Genomic DNA, 16,380 nt, shown 5'->3' with positions numbered 1-16,380 from the left:
AACCCGCGTCCGCGTCTGCGTGGAGCCTGGGTAACGTCAATTTGACGGTATTTCTGACGGTATACGCGGGCAGATATTGATGCTCGCGTATACCGTCAGCGGCGTTTACGGCCTCTTCGAGGCGGCTTCTTTGCGCCGCATTCGAGTTGTGCCTGGCGGTGAGATTAGCGAGATCTAGGCGCAAGCCCGTTCCTCTAGCGCCGCCCTGACCCACCCGAATCCCACGCGCTCTTGCTCGAGCCGCAACCCGTGACGAATCCGGTTGTCACGCAGGTCGTCAAAGAGTTCGCGCTCTTGCGCTGTGAGTCGCGGCAGATCGCGTATGACCTGATCGCCTTCGTCTCCCCAGAACGTTTCATGCGCCATCAGTGTCGCGCGGTCCATCAAGAACGAGCCGACGTGCCGGAATCGGCAACGCAATTGATCGAGAATGGCAAAGCCGTGCGTGTCGATGTCGCCCCAGTAGTGAAGCGTGCAATCCGTGAGCCATCGCGCTGACTCTAGTGCTTCCCAACCGTAGCCCGCTCCGAAGAGAACGATCGATTGTGGAACGTCCGGAAACGCCAGGAAATTTATCTCGTTCTCTGTAATGAATACATGCCGGCATGGCAGCGCGAGAACCGCGAAGCTGTCGGCGTCGAGTGCGATGTCAGGCCGCGCGGCGCCAGGCAGTACGACGAGGCGCTCGTCGAGCACGCGAAATCGGATACGAGACGGCTTCACACGGAAGCCGTAGCGAGCGGCGAATTGCGTGGTGCCGGTCCGGTTCCCGTCGATTGCCTCGGATGGGAGCACGTGATCGAGCCACTGCGTGAGCACTCCGCGCCGCGCTTCGATGAACTTCGTGTCGACGGCCGCGATTTCCGCTTGCCGTAGGTAGAGGCCCGGACGAGGATGTCCCTCCATCCAATCGACGACTGCCAGCATTCGCTCCCAGTCGCCGGCAAGTTCCAGCGCTTGTAACGGGCGCTGTGCTAGCCACGAGACGAGCTTCGGCTGGCGGGTGCGCGTGATCTCGAGCAGTCGCTCGAATTGCGCGGCCTCGTGGCGCTTGCCGGCGAGCGCTAGCGCATCGTGCAGAGTGTCGACCCAGGCTGCCTGTGGCACTCGCTGCATGCCGAGAATTCGATGATTGATATCGCGCCATTCGATGCGCACGCGCGGTGTGGCCACGAGTTCTGCGATCCATGCGCGCACGGTGTCGAAGCGTTCAGCCAGTTCCGATGAACCAGGCCCTTTTATCCCCAGGCGCAGCGGGAATAGGCCTTCGCCTCCAACGACCAGGCTTCGCAACCATTCGCCACGCTCCCATAGGCGTTGAAGACGTGCCCGCAGATCCGCAGCCGTTGTCCAACTCATCGATCCAACTCCGCCTTGCGTGCGCGATACTCCTCGATCGACAGGTTGCGTAGCTTCGAGGCGCGTCCGCCCTCGTTCTGTACGAATCCGACGCTCGAAACGAACGGTTCGATGATGTGAATCTTCTGAAGCGGGGTGACGATGAGCAGCTGCAAGTTCAGTTTTTGAAATAACGTGAGACCGTACTGCGCGGACTCGTCGGAGCCACGGCCAAAGGCTTCGTCGATGACTACAAAACGGAACGATCGCGAGCGCACGACACCCCATTCGAGGCCAAACTGGTAGGCGAGGCTCGCGGCAAGGATCGTATAGGCGAGCTTTTCCTTCTGGCCGCCGGACTTGCCGCCTGAGTCCGAGTAGTGCTCATATTCGCTGTCGTCTTCGCGCCAGCGCTCGCTGGCGGCGAACAGGAACCAGTTGCGCACGTCGGTCACTTTCGCGCTCCAGCGCCGGTCCTGCTCGGTCAGTCCCTCGCGTCCGCGAAAGCGGTCGATGATCCGTTTGACCTGCATGAACTTCGCTTCCGAGTATTGACTATCGTCCGAGCCGGTCAATTCACCTTCGGTGCAGGCGCGCAGGTCGCCCTGGAATTCGCGGATTTCCGTGTCGGGGCTCGGCTGACTCTCGAGAACGATGTATCGGCCCGCGTTGTAATCGATTTGGCGCAACGATTCGTTGATGCGCCCGATTCGCTCCTTGATCGTCTCGCGCTCTCGCGCAAGCTGCGCGTGAAAGTTGGCGATCTCATTGATCGTATTGACGTTCAGCAACTCCTTGAAGCGCGCTTCGAAGCGCGGCAAGTCGTCGGCTTGCAGCCGCGCGAGCATTTCGCGGTACTCGAACGTTGCTTCGAGGCTCGCATCAAAGTCGGCTGTCTCGAGCTTGTAGGCATTCTTGAAGGCCGCCATGGCCTTGACGATTTTTTCCGCGAGGCGCCCGAGCGTCCTGGTTTCGTTGTCGATGCGCGTTGTCAAGGCCTCACGTACAAAGCGTTCGCGGTTGTCACTCGACTCGACCGAGAGCTGGTGTTCGCCGAGCATCTCCATGCGCAGTGCCTCGATGCGTTTGGCAAGTTCGCTATTTATTTCCACGGCCAGCGCGCGCGTTTCATCGCGCAACGTTTGCGCTGCTTCGCGTTTGGCCAGGATGCCGCCCAGTTCCGAGTCGGTTTCGGATATCGCTGCTTCAGTCGATTTCAATGCCGCTTGTGCAGACTCCAACTGAGTCGTTAGCTCCGCGAGGGCGTCGCTCGCCGTTTCGAGGCGGGCTTTTTCGTCTGTCAGACGCACGATCGCGGCCGCACAGCTTCCCCAGTCGATGTCGCGGAAGTCGACGAACTCGCCGATGCGCGCAAGCGCTTCGAGCTGCTCGCGCACTTTCGCGTGCTCGCTTTGCGCTTCGCCAAGCTTCTCTCCGATCTCGCCCAGACGAACCTCGATAGCGCGCCGTTGTGCTTCGAGCGCAGCGATTTTGGCCACGTTGCTCCAACCGAGCACGTAGCGGCTACGGTCGTCAAGTGCATGGCGGTCGTCCTTTTCGTGACGCTCGCCGGGCGCTTTGGCCTGACCCGAGCGTGTGATCGCGCGCGTCTCGCGCCGAAACTGCTCCTGCGTTTCGCAACATGCGTAGTCGAATCGGCGGCCGATTTCGCGCTCGAGCCAGGTATAGAACGGCGAATCGGGCTTGATCGCGAGCTTGTGGGCGAGCGAGTCGCGGTGCAGTTCGAGGGCTCCAGCTGTGAGCGGGGTGCGCTCCGCGCGCACGCGGAAGTAGACGAGCCGCCCTCGCAGATGAGTGCGATCGACCCAGGCCGCGACGTTCGCATAGTGCTCGTCGGGTACAAGCAGCGACAGGCCAAAGTTGCGCAGCACGCGTTCGGCAGTGCCCTCCCAATCGCGCGCATCCTCGCGCACCTGAATGAGTTCGCCTGCGAATGGCAGGGCGTCTTCCTCCAGACCGAGCGCCGAGCATAGGCTCGCCCGCATCGCGACTTGTTCCTTCGGGATGTTGTTACGCCGGGCTTTCAGGCTTGCGATTTCGTCTTCCAGTAGGTCACGCCGCGCTTTCCCTTCGCGAAATGCCACGCTCCATTCGGTAATCGTATTTTGCTTTTGCGCTTCGTCGTCGACGAGCGAACTGCGTCGTTCGGCCAGGCGCTGGCGCTGGGACGCAAACGATACTTCGTCGGTGACCTCGGCCTCATCGAGCACGGCAACGATGGCGGCATAGCGTTGGGTGCGTTCGCGGCGGCGCGCGCTTTCTCGTTCGTGCTCGCGGATTTCAGCCTCGAGTTGCGCGATGCGATCGCCGCCCTGCTCGGCCACGGCGCGGCGCAGGTCTTCGACGTGCTGGCGCGCCTGGTCGCGCGTTTCTTCGTGCCGCGCCTTGCGTGACGTCGCGCGTGTGCGGTCCTCGTCGAGCAATAGAAGGCGACGCTCGATGAGGCCGAGCTTGAGCCCGGCGAAGTAGGGCTTCAACGCTTCACGGCAGGCTCGCCAGCTATCAAGAGTTTGTCCTTGTTCGCCGTGGCGATCGCAGTCCGCGACGAGCGGTGTCAGTAACTCCACCTGGCTCTTGGCTTTGAGAACCGCCTCATGAGCGCGATTGAGATCGTCGAAGTGGGTGATCAGCGCGTCGACGCGCGGTGCGACGTCGAAGGGCTCAAGCATGTGACTGCGTACAAAGTCGGTCAGATTGCCGACCGACTTCATCGAGACGGTCTGGTGAAAGAGCTCGAGCGCTTGCTCGTTTTCGATCCCGAAGCGCCGCCGGAACCAGGCGCTGTATTTGGGGAAGGTATCCTCGATTTCGGCGCCAAGCCCACGTAGTTTCTTGCGCAACTGGGTGATGTCGGTGCCGAAGCGAGAAAAGTCGGCAGCGATCGAGAGATCGCGTTCGGCGCAGACGAAGAACCGCGCGGGCTGGGCCTGCGCGTCTTTCATCCAGAACACCTGCGCGAGTGTGACGGTCGTATCGTACCCCGCGTTACGGAAGACGCCCAAGACCACCGAATAGCTGTTATGGTCGCGCAGGCTGACGGGCTTTGCGCTCCCCGTCATCTCGTTGCGCTCGGACTTGTAGTAGCCGAGCACATAGGAACGGAGCGTGCGCTCCTTGCTGTCTGCGCCCGCAGCCTTGTTGTAGGCGATCCGCTGCGCGGGCACGAGCAGCGTCGTGATCGCGTCGACCAGTGTCGACTTGCCTGAACCGATATCGCCCGTTAGCAGGCCGTTGCGGCCATTCACCCCCAGGACCCAGATCCGGTCGTCGAACGTGCCCCAGTTGAAGACCTCGAGCCGCTCGAGGCGAAAGCCCGTCAGTGTATCGTCGGCCGAAAAATCGAGGCCAAGCGTGCGTGGCTCATTCATTGCTATCCTCCTGTCGCTCTGAAACCGTCGAGCTGTCCAGGTGTGCTTGGTAACCCGCAAGGCGCGCGTCGAATTCGAGCAGCCATTGCGCATCGACGAAGGCTTTCAGGATGCGCCGCACTTCGAATGCGGGCGGGCCGCCGGTGGTTTTCATCCGGCGCAGGAAACCGAGCTCAATGATCTTGTTCACGTGCGTATCGATCTGGTCGACGAGGCGCGCCTCGTTGGTGCTCGCGGGAAGGAACACGCGCATGAGTTCGACGATCTCTTCGCGCGTCAGGACGAGCCGGGTGTCACCGCCGCCGGCGTCCCATTCCGCGAGCTTTTTTCGCAGCAGCGCGAGCAGCAGGCTCACGGGGAACGAAAGCGGGCGGCGGGCGACGAGGCGCGGCAGCTTTGCCGGTTCGCCGTTCTCGACGTCAGTGTCATGCCCGGAACGGCTTTTCACGAAAGCGTAGCCTTCCGCCTCGTCCACCGCGAGCTCGAGCCCAAGCACGGCAACGTAGTCGCGCACGCGCGCTTGCAATTCGAGCAGCGAGGCCCAGAGGCGCTCGTTTCCGTCGCGATACACCACGCCCTTGAGCAACGTGATTGCCAACGTCGGCAAGTCGTCTCGACCGAGTGTCGAGTCCTTCTGTTCTTCGGTCATCTTTACCGGACGAAAATTACACGCGGCATCCGTGCGCGTTTGATTGTTGTCGCTCCGTCTGCATTGTTCGCTAGCCATTCGATCGTGTCCGAGACGGATTCATCGACAGCAGCTCGAAACGATTCTCCTTCGGCGCTCATTTGCAAATACGCGACGAGTTCGGCAAGTCCGTGTTCGAGCGGCCGCGATTCGACCAACTCTGCGAGCGTCACGTGTGGCCGATCCTGCAGGCATTGGCGGATGTGACTCGCCAGGCGCGCGCGGTCAACGACGATCTGCGCGTAGAGCGCCGAGGCGTCAAGGTCCGCATCGCCGCACTCGAGCGCGACGTTGGCGAAGATGGGGCGCAGCGTCGGGACGTACAGCGGACGTTCCATCGGCAGCTCGATGTCGGCCGAAGCTGTCTCGATCTCGACAATCGCCCCGGCAGGCGGCGTTTCACGTAGCGCAAGCGCCTTGGCTTCTATGCCGCGCAGGATGTCCATGATGCGGCGATTTTCGAGCCAGGCCTGATCGTCGAGGAACCGCCGCAACTGCTGTGAGAGCTGCGCGACCGTGCGCTGCGTGTGTTCGCCTGCCTCGAGCCAGTCGTAGTGGATGCGCCGTGTGCGTGCGCCCGGTGTCATGGTCGCTATGGCGGGGAGGGCGAGCACGCGCTCGAGACGCTCCGAGAGCTCCTCCTGACGGCGGCTCGACATCAGGAAGTCCCAGAACGCCCGGAAGCTGCTGCCTTGATCAGAATCGGCGATTGCGTCCCGCTCGCCCATGATTTCCGCGATGAGCGCGCCCTTCGAGCCCTCCCAGAGCGTGATTCGCTCGCGTACGTGGCGATCCAGCAGCCGGAAGTTCTGCTCGACTTCGCGGAAGTCCGTCAGGAGATCGCGTGCCATCTGGATGAATTGCTGAAAGCGGTCCTTGAGCGCAGCGTCATCTAGCAGCCGAACATCGCCCGCTTCGACCCGAGCGATCTCTTCATCCATCTGGGCGCGCCGTGCACGCAATTCGGCAAGGCGCTTTTCCTGGTCGGGCTCGCTGCCCTCGCTCATCTGCCGCAGCAGTTCGGAAAGCGTCAGCAGGCGCGATTCGGTGCCTACGAAGCTGCGTTCCGTTAGCGTGCCGAGCCATGCTATGGCTTTCTCCGCCGCGGGCGTCAGGTCGAACTGCGGTTCATCCGAACCCTGGCGATAGAATTTTCGCAGCCATCCCTTCTCGGGACTGGCCCAATCGTTCAGGTATTCGAGCGCGTGCTTCGGGAAAGCGCCATCGCCGAGTTGCTCGCGCAACGCGTAAAGCTCGTCTTCGAGCGCTTCGGCAAGAAGCGGAGCCGCCATCATGCGCACGTTTGGCGCGACGAAGACGCGATGCAGGACGCTGACCACGAGCGGCGCGTGGTCGGAGCGCAAGAGGCGCCAGGCGGGGTGGCGCGTGCGCAGCGCGTCGAGAGTAGGGTAATCGAGGGACATCGGTGCGGGACAACGGATTCAGCGACTTTGAGGCGATCGTCGGCTGAGGCTCGAAAGGCCATCATCGTACCGCAACTGTTACCCAACTTTGCCATACTTCAGCGCGGGAATGGGGCGCGCTGGCGGTATGCATGTCGTTTGGCCGAGCGGAAACGCCGTCCAGTCAAGGCTCCAACGGCTGATTGACAACCGGGTGGGGATATTGGATCTTGACCGAAGGTATTTTGCTCAGTGACCACTTGTCCGGTCATGCAGGGGCAAGTCCCACATTATTGTTTCCTCTGTTGCTGAAATACGACATTAATATATCAGGGGATTGGGAAATAATCCGGCGTAGATTTTGGCGTAGGTTTCACGGCGGATGCCCGCCGCAAAAGGCCTCTTCACTACTTCGAGGAAAACGAATAGCCGCGCAACGGGCGGGCACGCAGATTGCGCAGCGGCAGAATAGAATAGCTGGAAAAGGGAGAAACAATGACAAAGCGCCCCATGACGCGCCCGCGTTCGCTTGCCGCCGCGCTCGCAGCCGCGAGCGTCATAACGGGTCTCCTGCTCGCCTCGACCGATGCCAGTGCGCAAACCGCAGCCTACACGAGCGAACCCGTCGAACTCTACGCCGGTCCCGCCGGCGACTATCCTGTCGTTTCCGAACTCGGCCCCGGGGTGCCTGTCACCGTGATGGGTTGCGTGAGCGACTATTCGTGGTGTGACGTCACGGTGCCCGGCCTGCGCGGCTGGGTCTACGCGGCTTACCTCAGTTACCCCTACCAGGGCGCTTACGTGCCGCTCGCCGGCTACGGCGCGGTGATCGGTCTGCCGATCGTGGCGTTTTCGATCGGCAGTTATTGGGGCAGTTTCTATCGTGACCGGCCGTGGTATGGCGAGCAGGGGCGCTGGGCGCATGTGCCGCCGACCGGCGGAGGCCGACCGCCAGCGCCGCCGCCGTGGCACGGCGCGCCGGGCGCGGGCCGGCCTCCCGTCAATGGGGGCGAGCCGCGTCCGCCGGTCAATGTGCCCGGCAACATGCCGCCGGGTGCGGGACATCCGACGGCCAACATGCCGCCGCAGCCCTATGCGCCGCGTCCGCAGGAAGCAGGCCGTCCGCCCGCGCCCGAACCTCATTACGGCGGCCGTCCGCCCGCCGGAGGCCCCGCGCCGGGCTACGCTCATGCGCCGTCTGCACAGCCGCCCGGCGGCATGCACGCCCCGGGACCCGCGCCCCAACAGGGCCGGCCTGAGCCGCCTCAAGGCGGTCATTCGTCGGGCCAGGGCAACGGTCGGGGCGACGATCGGGAGCACTGATTCTCGTCCCGTTGCTTCGCGGCCACGTAAGGGATGCCCGGTATGGGCATCCTTGTGCGCATCGTCGGGAGCGGCCTTTTCGTGATGACTTAGGAGTGTCAGCTAATTGAGCCGCCCGGAGGCCAATGCGCCGCGTTGCGCGCTCCTCGAACGAGGCGGTCGCGCCATTGCGGCATACCCGGGGCCATTGAAACGAGACGATTTGACGCGAGCTGGATGAGCCGCTCTTCCTACGAATTCATCTCATCATCCTGACGGATTTGACAATCTCTGACAGTACGTTCTCGGCGTTCGGGTGAGAATGCTTTCAAGCGGCCGATTGAGGCTCGAGATAGAAGCCCGGCTGCGCGACGCCACTGGCGCGCGAGCTTGCATCTTGCGTAGTGAGCGGTGGGGAAAGGGATTGTTGCTGCGGGGGGCTGGCGCGTTCGGGACTTGGCGACGTGGCCGGTATGAGGAAGCCAGAGCGAACTCGAGTTCGCCGGATAACGCTGGAAAACCGGCGCTTTGAGGTGGATGTGGCGATGGCAGCACGTGCCTCGTCGTGCAAGGGAGGCGCCTGCGGCCCGCAGGCTGGCGTCGGGCGGTGACGCCGGTCAGCGGGGCTCGCGCCGGCGCGACGATGACTGCGCTGGCGGTCCGATTCCGGGGGCGGAGTCCGGAGACCACGAAGTGCGTAGCACGCCGCTGTCGCCACCTTTTTTCCATGTATCTGAACGAACTGCTTGCCCGCGCGTGCCGCGCGCGGCGTGGCGTTGTTCTGCTCGCGCAAGCGGCTTGCGCTTGTCTGCCGAACGGGGGCTACACGATTTCCCGAATCGGCTCGTCTACCGCGCTGTGCATGTGCGCGGCCGCGCAGGTGCGCGCGGTTGCGCGGCCCGACCAGGCTCACGCGGCGTGGAAGCATGTGCGCTTCCACTTCACCGCGCTGCGTTCGGACTCGCCGGTAGCGGCAGGCGCGATGGCGGTTGGCGAAACGAACGCGCAAGACGCGGCAGATGGCACGTCGGCCCATGAGCGAAAGCCGGCTCGAGGCCATGGCAGCGCGCCGCCGCCGACGGTTGGGCCCGGTTCGGACGAAAGCATTTTCGAATACCATGAGCGATTACCATGCGTGCAATCCGATCCCCGAAGGCGACGATGGCGCCGCGCTCCCATTTGTTTCGAGACGCGGCGAAAGTAGTGGTTTTTGGCGCGCGGCTTCGGTTCGCAGGCCGCAAGCTTGAGGGGGTATTCGTTTGAGCTGGCGATCAGGCGCATGTTTGCGCGCTTCGCCTGGTGGGATGGCGGCCGTCGGTGCGTCGTGTGGCGGCAGGAAGGCGGTCCATTCTCAGAAGATGACGAACAATCCTGGTTGCGGGGTGTTATGAGAATTGCAGTACTGGAAGACGACGCGGCACAAACGGATTTCATCTGTGAGGCCTTGACTGCGGCGGGTCATGCCTGCCACGCGTTCACGAAAGGCGGGGAACTGGTCCGGCAGCTTCGGCGGGAGACATTCGATTTGCTCGTGCTCGACTGGAACGTGCCGGACATGGCGGGCGACGAAGTGCTGCACTGGGTGCGTCAGAGCCTCTCCGCGCGGTTGCCGGTGCTCTTCATGACGAGCCGCAGCCGCGAAGCCGACATCGCGCAAATGCTCAACGCGGGCGCGGACGACTATGTCGTCAAGCCCGTCTCCGCGACGGTTCTATGTGCGCGCGTGAATTCGCTGCTGCGGCGCACCTATCAACTGCACGTGCCCGCGTTGAAGGAAACCTTCGGCGAGTTCGAGTTCGATCTCAAATCGCGCCGGGCTTCGGTGAACGGCCGGCTGGTCTCGCTCACGCAGAAGGAATTCGATCTCGCGCTGCTGCTTTTTCAGCATCTGAGCCGCCCGCTCTCTCGCGCGCACATTCTCGACGTGATCTGGAAGCAATCCGACGACATCCCGTCGCGCACGATGGACACGCACGTATCCATGCTGCGCTCGAAGCTCGGCCTGCGTCCTGAGAACGGTTATCGTCTCACGCCGATCTACGGCTACGGCTATCGCCTCGAGCGCATCGAGGGGGAGGGCGCGTGAGGGGCGCGCGTGCGCCGCGGTTCGCCGCGAAGTGGCGCGCGGTAAGCTCGTCCGCCGCCCCGTTCTTCGCTTGCGCGCTTGCGCTCGTCCCCGTTGCCCGTGGTGCCGAGGCGCGCGGGAGCGTTCCGCGCACGCAGGCGCATCCGCCTGAAATGACCACTTACGTGACGCGGCAAGGCGACTCGCTCTATGACATCGCCGCGCGTTATCTGCGCAACCCCGGCGACTGGCAGCAACTCGCGAGCATCAATCACGTGAGCGTGCCGCTGCGCCTTCAGCCGGGCACGACGCTGCGCGTGCCGGTTGCGCTGCTGCGCCAGGACGGCCTCAACGCGGAGGTGATCGCCGCGAACGGTCCCGCACAGCACGCGTTCCGCAACGGCCCGCTCCTGCCGCTCAAGGTCGGCTCGCGCCTCGTGGAGGGCGATCGCGTGGTGACGGGCGACAACGGCTTCGCCACGCTCGAACTGGCGGACGGCTCGCACATCGTGTTGCCGCCCGATACCGCGCTCGACCTCGCCACGCTGCGCCAGACCGCGCTCACGGGCGCGACCGACCGCATCGTCGACCTCCGTCGCGGCGAGGTGAGCAGCGAAGTCACGCATGCGACGAAGAAAGACGACCGCTTCCAGATCCGCTCGCCTTCCGTGGTGGCCGGCGTGCGCGGCACGAAGTTTCGTGTGAGCTACGACGGCGACAAGCGGTCGACGGCCGTCGAGGTGCTGGATGGCGCGGTGGGCGTCGACGCTGACACGCTCGCCCAAAGCCGGCGCGGTGCCTCTACGGCACCCGCGCCGGGCACGCCGCTCGCCGCCTCCGAGCAGCTCGTCGCGGCGGGCCACGGCAGTCTGACGCTCGCAGGCGCGCCGGCGGGCGCGCCGGTGGCGCTGCTCGATGCGCCCGAACTGCTGCATCCGTCGAAGGTGCAGGACGGCGACGAGGTCGACTTCGATATCGCGCCGCTCGAGCACGCGCGCGGCTACCGCCTGCAGATCGGGCGCGACGCGGGCCTGCTCGACATGATTCGCGACGTACGGAGCGCCGGCACGCATGTGCCGGTCGGCGCCCTCGACGACGGCACGTATTTCGTGCGCATCGCCGCCATCGACGAGCGCGGCCTCGAGGGCATCCCTGCCGCCTGGGCCTTCGAGCGCCGGCACATGGCCCTCGGCGCCAGCGCCGGGCGTATCGACGGCTCGCGCGACTTTGCGTTCCGCTGGTACGTCGGCCGCGGCGCGCAGAACACGCGGTTTCGCTTCGTGCTCGGCACGACGCCGGATCTGCGCGCGCCGCTCGTCGATCACACCGACATCACGACGGGCCAAGCCGTCGTGAGCGACCTGCCGAAGGGCGTCTACTACTGGACGGTGATCGTCGAGCAGTTCGACAACGGCCACTACTACCAGAAGGCGAGTCCGACCCAGTCGTTCAGGCTCGACTGGTGACGGAGCCACGCATGAGCGTGAGGCCGCCCGCGCGCCTTGGTCGCTCCGTCGGGCGTCGCTTTTTGTTCGAGTGGGCCGGGGTTGGCTGCGCGGGCATTGCCGTAGTCGTGCTCTGCGTGATCTGGCGTTTGACGAGCGGCGCCGACAATCTCGTCTACGACCGCTTTCTCTCCGCGCGCACGCTGCCGCTCTCGCCCGACATCGTGCTCGTGGAGATCGACAATGCGAGCGTCGCCGCGCTCGGGCGCTGGCCGTGGCCGCGCGAGGTGCATGCGCGGCTCGTGGATCGGCTCGCGAAAGCGGGCGTGGCCGCCATCGTCTACGACGTGCTCTTCACCGAGCCCTTGCACGACGACGAGCGCTTCGCGCAGGCGCTGCACGCGCGGCCGGCGTTCCTTCCCATCCTGCTCACGCCGGCCGACGACACCGGCCACCGCGACGCCGTGCGCCCCGTCGCGCCGCTCGCGCAGGCCGCGGCAGGCATGGGTCACATCAACCTCGAAGTCGATAGCGACGGCATCGTGCGCAGCGTCGCGCTTTTCGAAGGCGACGCGCAGCAGCGCTGGCCACAATTAATGGTGCCGGTCTGGCGCGCGGTGCGCAGCGGCGCGGTGGCGCTCGCGCATGGCACGCCCGCCACCGCGAACCGCGACGACATGTTGCGCGCTGGCGCGCCCGGCAGCGAGTCGCGCTTCCTGATTCCGTTTGGCGCGAATGCGCAGGCCTACAGCAAGGTCTCGTTCGCGGACCTGCTGGCAGGCCGCGTGCCGCCCGAGCGGCTGCGTGGGCGCGTGGCGATCGTGGGCGCCACGGCCTCGGGGCTTTACGACCGATTCGCCACGCCGCTCTCGGGCACGCTCGGCCCGCTGCCCGGCGTCTATATCCACGCCATCGTGCTCGACACCCTGCTTACCGGCACCGCCATGCAGCCCGCGCCGCCGCTCGCGATCGTGCTCGCCTCGCTCGTGCCGCTCGGGCTCCTGCTGACGGGCTTCCTCGTGCTCTCGCCGCTGCGCACGCTGTTGCTGCTCGCGCTGCTGATCGTGCTTTCGCTCGGCGCGAGCGCGGGCCTGCTGTACGGCGCACAGCTGTGGCTCGCGCCCGTGCCTGCGATCGTCGCGCTCCTCGTCGTCTATCCGGTGTGGAGCTGGCGCCGCCTTGAAATGACGATGGCGTATCTGCGCAAGGAGCTGCGCCAGCTGGCCGACGAACCCTATCTGCTGCCCGAGGCGCCGGTGCCGGGCCGCGAGTTCGCCGGCGATGTGCTCGCCCAGCAGATGGCGCTGATGGCGCAGGCCGCGCAGCGGCTGCAGGACATGCGCCGCTTCGTGTGGGACAGCCTCGATTCGGTACCGGAGCCGATTCTCGTTGCCGATCTGCGTGGGGTCGTGCTGATCGCGAACCACGCGTCGCGCGCGTGGCTCGCGCGCCTGAACGTGAGCGCGGCGGAAGGGCGCTGGATGCGGGACGTGTTCGGCGATCTTGCGCTCGTCAAGCCGATCGATCCGAGTCCCGACGCCATGACCTTCGCGCACGCGCACTGGCCCGCGCCGCTCGACCCGGCGCGCGGCGAGTTCGCGGAACTGATGGAGCGTGGCGTGGAAGTGCGCGCGCGCGACGGCAGCGACTACCTGCTGCGCTACGCGCGTTGCACGAACGCGCAGGGGCAGGCGGTGGGCTGGATCGCGGGCTTGGTCGACGTGACGGCGCTGCACGACGCCGAGCGCCAGCGCGAGGATGCGCTGCGCCTGCTATCGCACGACATGCGCTCGCCGCAGGCCTCGATCGTCGCACTCGTGGAGACGGAGCGCGAGCGCGGCACGTTGGCCGCCGAGCCCGTGCGCGGCGTGATGGAGCGCATCGAGCGCTATGCGCGCCGCTCGCTCACGCTCGCCGACGACTTCGTCCAGCTTGCCCGCGCCGAATCGCAGGTGTATGCGCTCGAACCCACGAGCCTCGCGGAGCTCGCGGTGGACGCGAGCGACGAAGTGTGGCCGCAGGCGCACGCGAAGCGCATCCAGATCGACACGGTGTTCGAAGGCGACCAGATGGGCTGGATCAACGGCGATCGCTCGCTCATGACGCGCGCGCTGGTGAACGTGCTGAACAACGCCGTGAAGTACAGTCCCTCCGATACGCGCATTCTCTGTACCATCGCGCTGAACGATGAAACGCCGCCGCGCGTGATCTGCTCGATTCGCGACCAGGGCTACGGCATTCCGTACGAGGATCAGGCGAAGCTGTTCGAGCCGTTCAAGCGCTTTCATGCGGCCGAGCGGCCCGAGGTGAGCGGCGCGGGGCTCGGCATGGCCTTCGTCAAGACGGTCGTCACGCGCCACGCCGGCGACGTTCACGTGGAAAGCGAGCCGGGCAAGGGCACCGTGCTGACGATGTTGCTGCCCGCGATCGACGCGCCGCCTTGAACCGCGCCGAGACCCGACCGAAGCCACGGAGAGATGTCGGCCGTAACGCCCAGGCGCCGGCCGACACTGCGCAACGCCTAACCCGAACCCCACTGGCCGCGAGCCGGCGGCGACCCCGATGGAGTATTACGTGAAGATCCTGTTGTCGATCTGTCTTTTGCCGATGCTCTGCGCGCTCGCGGGTTGCGCGGGCGTGACGACCGAGGTCGAGGCCACGGGCGCCTTGCCCGCCGAGGCCGCGGCCGCCGTCAACTACCGTTTCGCGCCGACGCCCGCCCAGGCCGACGCGGGCGAGATCCTGCCATACCAGGCACTGCTTACCGAAGGTCTCGCGCAGCGCGGCTTCAACGCGGGCGCGCCTGAGGCGGCTCGCTATCTCGTTTCGGTGGCGTGGGCCACGCGTCCCGCGGATGTGAAGGTGAAGGCAGGCGACTGCAGCGGCGGCTGCCCGCCGGCCGAAGGACCGTCGTTCCCCTGGTTCGGGCGGCCTTACGTCCATACGTTGACGCTGCGCTTCTTCGCGTTGCCGGACGGCGGCGAGGTCTACAAGGTGAGCGCCGTCAAGCACGACCGCAATGCCGACGCGCGCGAGGCGCTGCCGTATCTCGTGGCGGGCGCACTGGCGCGCCTGCCGTATGCGGGTGCGCCGCAATGGCGCGTCAAGCTGAAGGGCGCGGCCAACGCCAACGCAGCGAGCGAGCCGCCTGCCATGCCGCAGGTGCTCTCCGTCTCGCCCGTCGCCAGGCCGTAATGCTGCGCAACTTTCCCCAGGCCGCGGTGGCGGCGCGAGCGACAACGGCGGGCCCGGACTGCGGCCCGACTACAGCCCCGACTACAGCCCCGACTACAGCGCCGACTACTACGCCGACTACTACGCCGCGTTTCTGATCGACCCCAAGGCAACAACGTCGAGGCCGTTTGCGACGCGCGCGAGGCGTGAACGGTCGTCAGTCTCCTGGCGCTGCGTGCGGCGCGGGGGCCGATGCGCAAGCGGCTTCGTCCTGCGGCCAACGATTCTCGAATACGCATTCGCCCAGCGCCTTGCGCTCGGCCCATTTCTCCATTTCGAGCATCGGCTGCGGGTAGAACTCGTCGACCTGACCCACGCAGAGTATCGCCACCGGCTTCGCACCCGGCGGCATGGTGAGCAGAGCGCGCACTTCGTCGACATCGAAGATCGACACCCAGCCCATGCCGAGCCCTTCGGCGCGCGCCGCGAGCCACATGTTCTGGATCGCGCAGGCCACCGAGGCGAGGTCCATCTCCGGCAGCGTGCGTCTGCCGAAGATGTGCGTCTCGCGCCGGTCCATCAGCGCGACCACGAGCACCTCGGCGCAGTCGCGCATGCCTTCCACCTTCAGCTTCATGAACTCGTCGCGGCGTTTGCCGAGCGCGTCCGCTGTGGCGATGCGCTCGCGCTCGACCGCCGCATGTAGTTGCTCGCGCAACGATACATCGGTGATGCGCACGATGCGCCACGGCTGCATGAAGCCCACGCTTGGCGCGTGGTGCGCGGCGTCGAGCAGGCGCGCGAGCGTGGCGGGATCGATTGCGCCGGGCACGAAGTGCCGCATGTCGCGCCGCTCGTAGATCGCGCGGTAGACCGCCGCGCGTTCGGCTTCGTCAAAGGGCTGTGCCATGGAAGAGGGCGGCCGTGAAAGCCGGGTTGGAGGGCCAGTATGCGTGCATGTAGGTCGCCACGATCGAGCCGTGGCGATAGAGCGCCTCGCCGTGCGCGCCGGTTTGCGCATGGCGCGCCGTGAGCGCGGGCGCAAGCGGCGTGTTCAAGCGCGAGTAGTGGAACGTGTGGCCGCGCAACTCGCCATGCGAGCCGTCGAGCCGCTGCATGCCGAGCGCCGCGAAGCGCTTTTGCATGGCCGCCTCGCCGGGCAGGAGGCCGAGCATCGGCGTGCGCTTGCCTTCGACGTCGGTGAGCGCATCGAGCAACCAGAGCATGCCGCCGCATTCGGCGACGAGCGGCTTTTGTGCGGCCACGTGGGCGCGCAGCGAATCCGCGCTGTGCGTGCTGCGCGCGAGCGTTGCCGCATGAAGCTCGGGATAGCCGCCGGGCAAATAGATGGCGTCGGCGTTCGCGGGGGCGGGCTCGTTCGCAAGCGGCGAGAAGTAGCTCACGCGCGCGCCGAGCGCTTCGAGCAGCGCGACGTTCGCGGGATAGAGGAACGAGAACGCGGCGTCGCGAGCAATCGCGACATGGCGGCCTTCGAGCAGACGCGGCGTCGCTTTGCACGTCGCTTCGTGGCGCGCGGGTTCGGCGAAATCGACCGCTGGCGGCAAGCCGGCGAGTG

At 65.7% G+C, this 16,380-nt stretch carries 10 protein-coding genes and 1 pseudogene; 5 read left to right on the top strand and 6 right to left on the bottom strand.

Going from position 1 to position 16,380, the window contains the following annotated elements; translation table 11 throughout:
• Positions 1-174: 174 nt before the first annotated feature.
• Genes VMJ11_RS27435 through VMJ11_RS27420 form a run of 4 tightly spaced genes read right to left on the bottom strand, consistent with a single transcriptional unit; the run spans position 175 to position 6,839 of the window.
• Positions 175-1,359 carry a DUF3322 domain-containing protein gene (locus tag VMJ11_RS27435; protein ID WP_325623651.1) on the bottom strand — a complete coding sequence of 395 codons (1,185 nt, stop codon included), beginning with the start codon at positions 1,357-1,359 and terminating at the stop codon, positions 175-177.
• Positions 1,356-4,727 (bottom strand): ATP-binding protein, encoded by a 3,372-nt coding sequence (locus tag VMJ11_RS27430; RefSeq protein ID WP_325623649.1) that lies wholly within the window; start codon positions 4,725-4,727, stop codon positions 1,356-1,358. Before VMJ11_RS27430 ends, VMJ11_RS27435 begins: the two co-directional genes overlap by 4 nt.
• A complete protein-coding gene (locus tag VMJ11_RS27425) occupies positions 4,720-5,376 on the bottom strand; it encodes a DUF4194 domain-containing protein (RefSeq protein WP_325623647.1) in 657 nt (218 codons plus the stop codon). The genes VMJ11_RS27430 and VMJ11_RS27425 overlap by 8 nt, the downstream gene beginning before the upstream one ends.
• Before the next feature lie 2 nt (positions 5,377-5,378).
• The gene (locus VMJ11_RS27420; protein WP_325623645.1) at positions 5,379-6,839 is read right to left on the bottom strand and encodes a DUF3375 domain-containing protein; all 1,461 of its coding nucleotides are present in this window, start codon (positions 6,837-6,839) and stop codon (positions 5,379-5,381) included.
• 474 nt (positions 6,840-7,313) lie between these two features.
• On the opposite strand from VMJ11_RS27420, the gene VMJ11_RS27415 reads away from it, so the two are divergent.
• The 5 genes from VMJ11_RS27415 (at position 7,314) to VMJ11_RS27395 (ending at position 14,825) form a co-directional block, all read left to right on the top strand.
• Positions 7,314-8,141, top strand: coding sequence for an SH3 domain-containing protein (locus VMJ11_RS27415; RefSeq protein ID WP_325623643.1), 828 nt, complete (start codon positions 7,314-7,316; stop codon positions 8,139-8,141).
• 1,366 nt (positions 8,142-9,507) lie between these two features.
• Positions 9,508-10,206, top strand: coding sequence for a response regulator transcription factor (locus tag VMJ11_RS27410; RefSeq protein ID WP_325623641.1), 699 nt, complete (start codon positions 9,508-9,510; stop codon positions 10,204-10,206).
• A gap of 152 nt (positions 10,207-10,358) precedes the next feature.
• A complete protein-coding gene (locus VMJ11_RS27405) occupies positions 10,359-11,651 on the top strand; it encodes a FecR domain-containing protein (protein ID WP_325623639.1) in 1,293 nt (430 codons plus the stop codon).
• Between the two features lie 11 nt (positions 11,652-11,662).
• Positions 11,663-14,074 carry a CHASE2 domain-containing protein gene (locus VMJ11_RS27400; RefSeq protein ID WP_325623637.1) on the top strand — a complete coding sequence of 804 codons (2,412 nt, stop codon included), beginning with the start codon at positions 11,663-11,665 and terminating at the stop codon, positions 14,072-14,074.
• 118 nt (positions 14,075-14,192) lie between these two features.
• Positions 14,193-14,825 (top strand): DUF4136 domain-containing protein, encoded by a 633-nt coding sequence (locus VMJ11_RS27395; protein WP_325623635.1) that lies wholly within the window; start codon positions 14,193-14,195, stop codon positions 14,823-14,825.
• 196 nt (positions 14,826-15,021) lie between these two features.
• Here the strand turns inward: VMJ11_RS27395 and bluB are convergent, their stop codons facing one another.
• Positions 15,022-15,714 carry a 5,6-dimethylbenzimidazole synthase gene (gene bluB / locus VMJ11_RS27390; protein WP_325623633.1) on the bottom strand — a complete coding sequence of 231 codons (693 nt, stop codon included), beginning with the start codon at positions 15,712-15,714 and terminating at the stop codon, positions 15,022-15,024.
• Positions 15,698-16,380, bottom strand: a pseudogene (locus VMJ11_RS27385) (cobyrinate a,c-diamide synthase); the annotation flags it as partial. The pseudogene VMJ11_RS27385 and the gene bluB, both read right to left, overlap by 17 nt.

Source organism: Paraburkholderia sp. (assembly GCF_035501035.1).
Lineage (GTDB): Bacteria > Pseudomonadota > Gammaproteobacteria > Burkholderiales > Burkholderiaceae > Paraburkholderia.
The sequence above is the reverse complement of the archived record's forward strand: the minus strand, read 5'-3'. Positions and strand labels throughout refer to the sequence as shown.

Excerpts from the sequence above, each read along its gene's own strand:
- VMJ11_RS27435 (WP_325623651.1), bottom strand. The coding sequence starts at position 1,359 with ATGAGTTGGACAACGGCTGCGGATCTGCGGGCACGTCTTCAACGCCTA.
- VMJ11_RS27430 (WP_325623649.1), bottom strand. The coding sequence starts at position 4,727 with ATGAATGAGCCACGCACGCTTGGCCTCGATTTTTCGGCCGACGATACA.
- VMJ11_RS27425 (WP_325623647.1), bottom strand. The coding sequence starts at position 5,376 with ATGACCGAAGAACAGAAGGACTCGACACTCGGTCGAGACGACTTGCCG.
- VMJ11_RS27420 (WP_325623645.1), bottom strand. The coding sequence starts at position 6,839 with ATGTCCCTCGATTACCCTACTCTCGACGCGCTGCGCACGCGCCACCCC.
- VMJ11_RS27415 (WP_325623643.1), top strand. The coding sequence starts at position 7,314 with ATGACAAAGCGCCCCATGACGCGCCCGCGTTCGCTTGCCGCCGCGCTC.
- VMJ11_RS27410 (WP_325623641.1), top strand. The coding sequence starts at position 9,508 with ATGAGAATTGCAGTACTGGAAGACGACGCGGCACAAACGGATTTCATC.
- VMJ11_RS27405 (WP_325623639.1), top strand. The coding sequence starts at position 10,359 with ATGACCACTTACGTGACGCGGCAAGGCGACTCGCTCTATGACATCGCC.
- VMJ11_RS27400 (WP_325623637.1), top strand. The coding sequence starts at position 11,663 with ATGAGCGTGAGGCCGCCCGCGCGCCTTGGTCGCTCCGTCGGGCGTCGC.
- VMJ11_RS27395 (WP_325623635.1), top strand. The coding sequence starts at position 14,193 with ATGGAGTATTACGTGAAGATCCTGTTGTCGATCTGTCTTTTGCCGATG.
- bluB (WP_325623633.1), bottom strand. The coding sequence starts at position 15,714 with ATGGCACAGCCCTTTGACGAAGCCGAACGCGCGGCGGTCTACCGCGCG.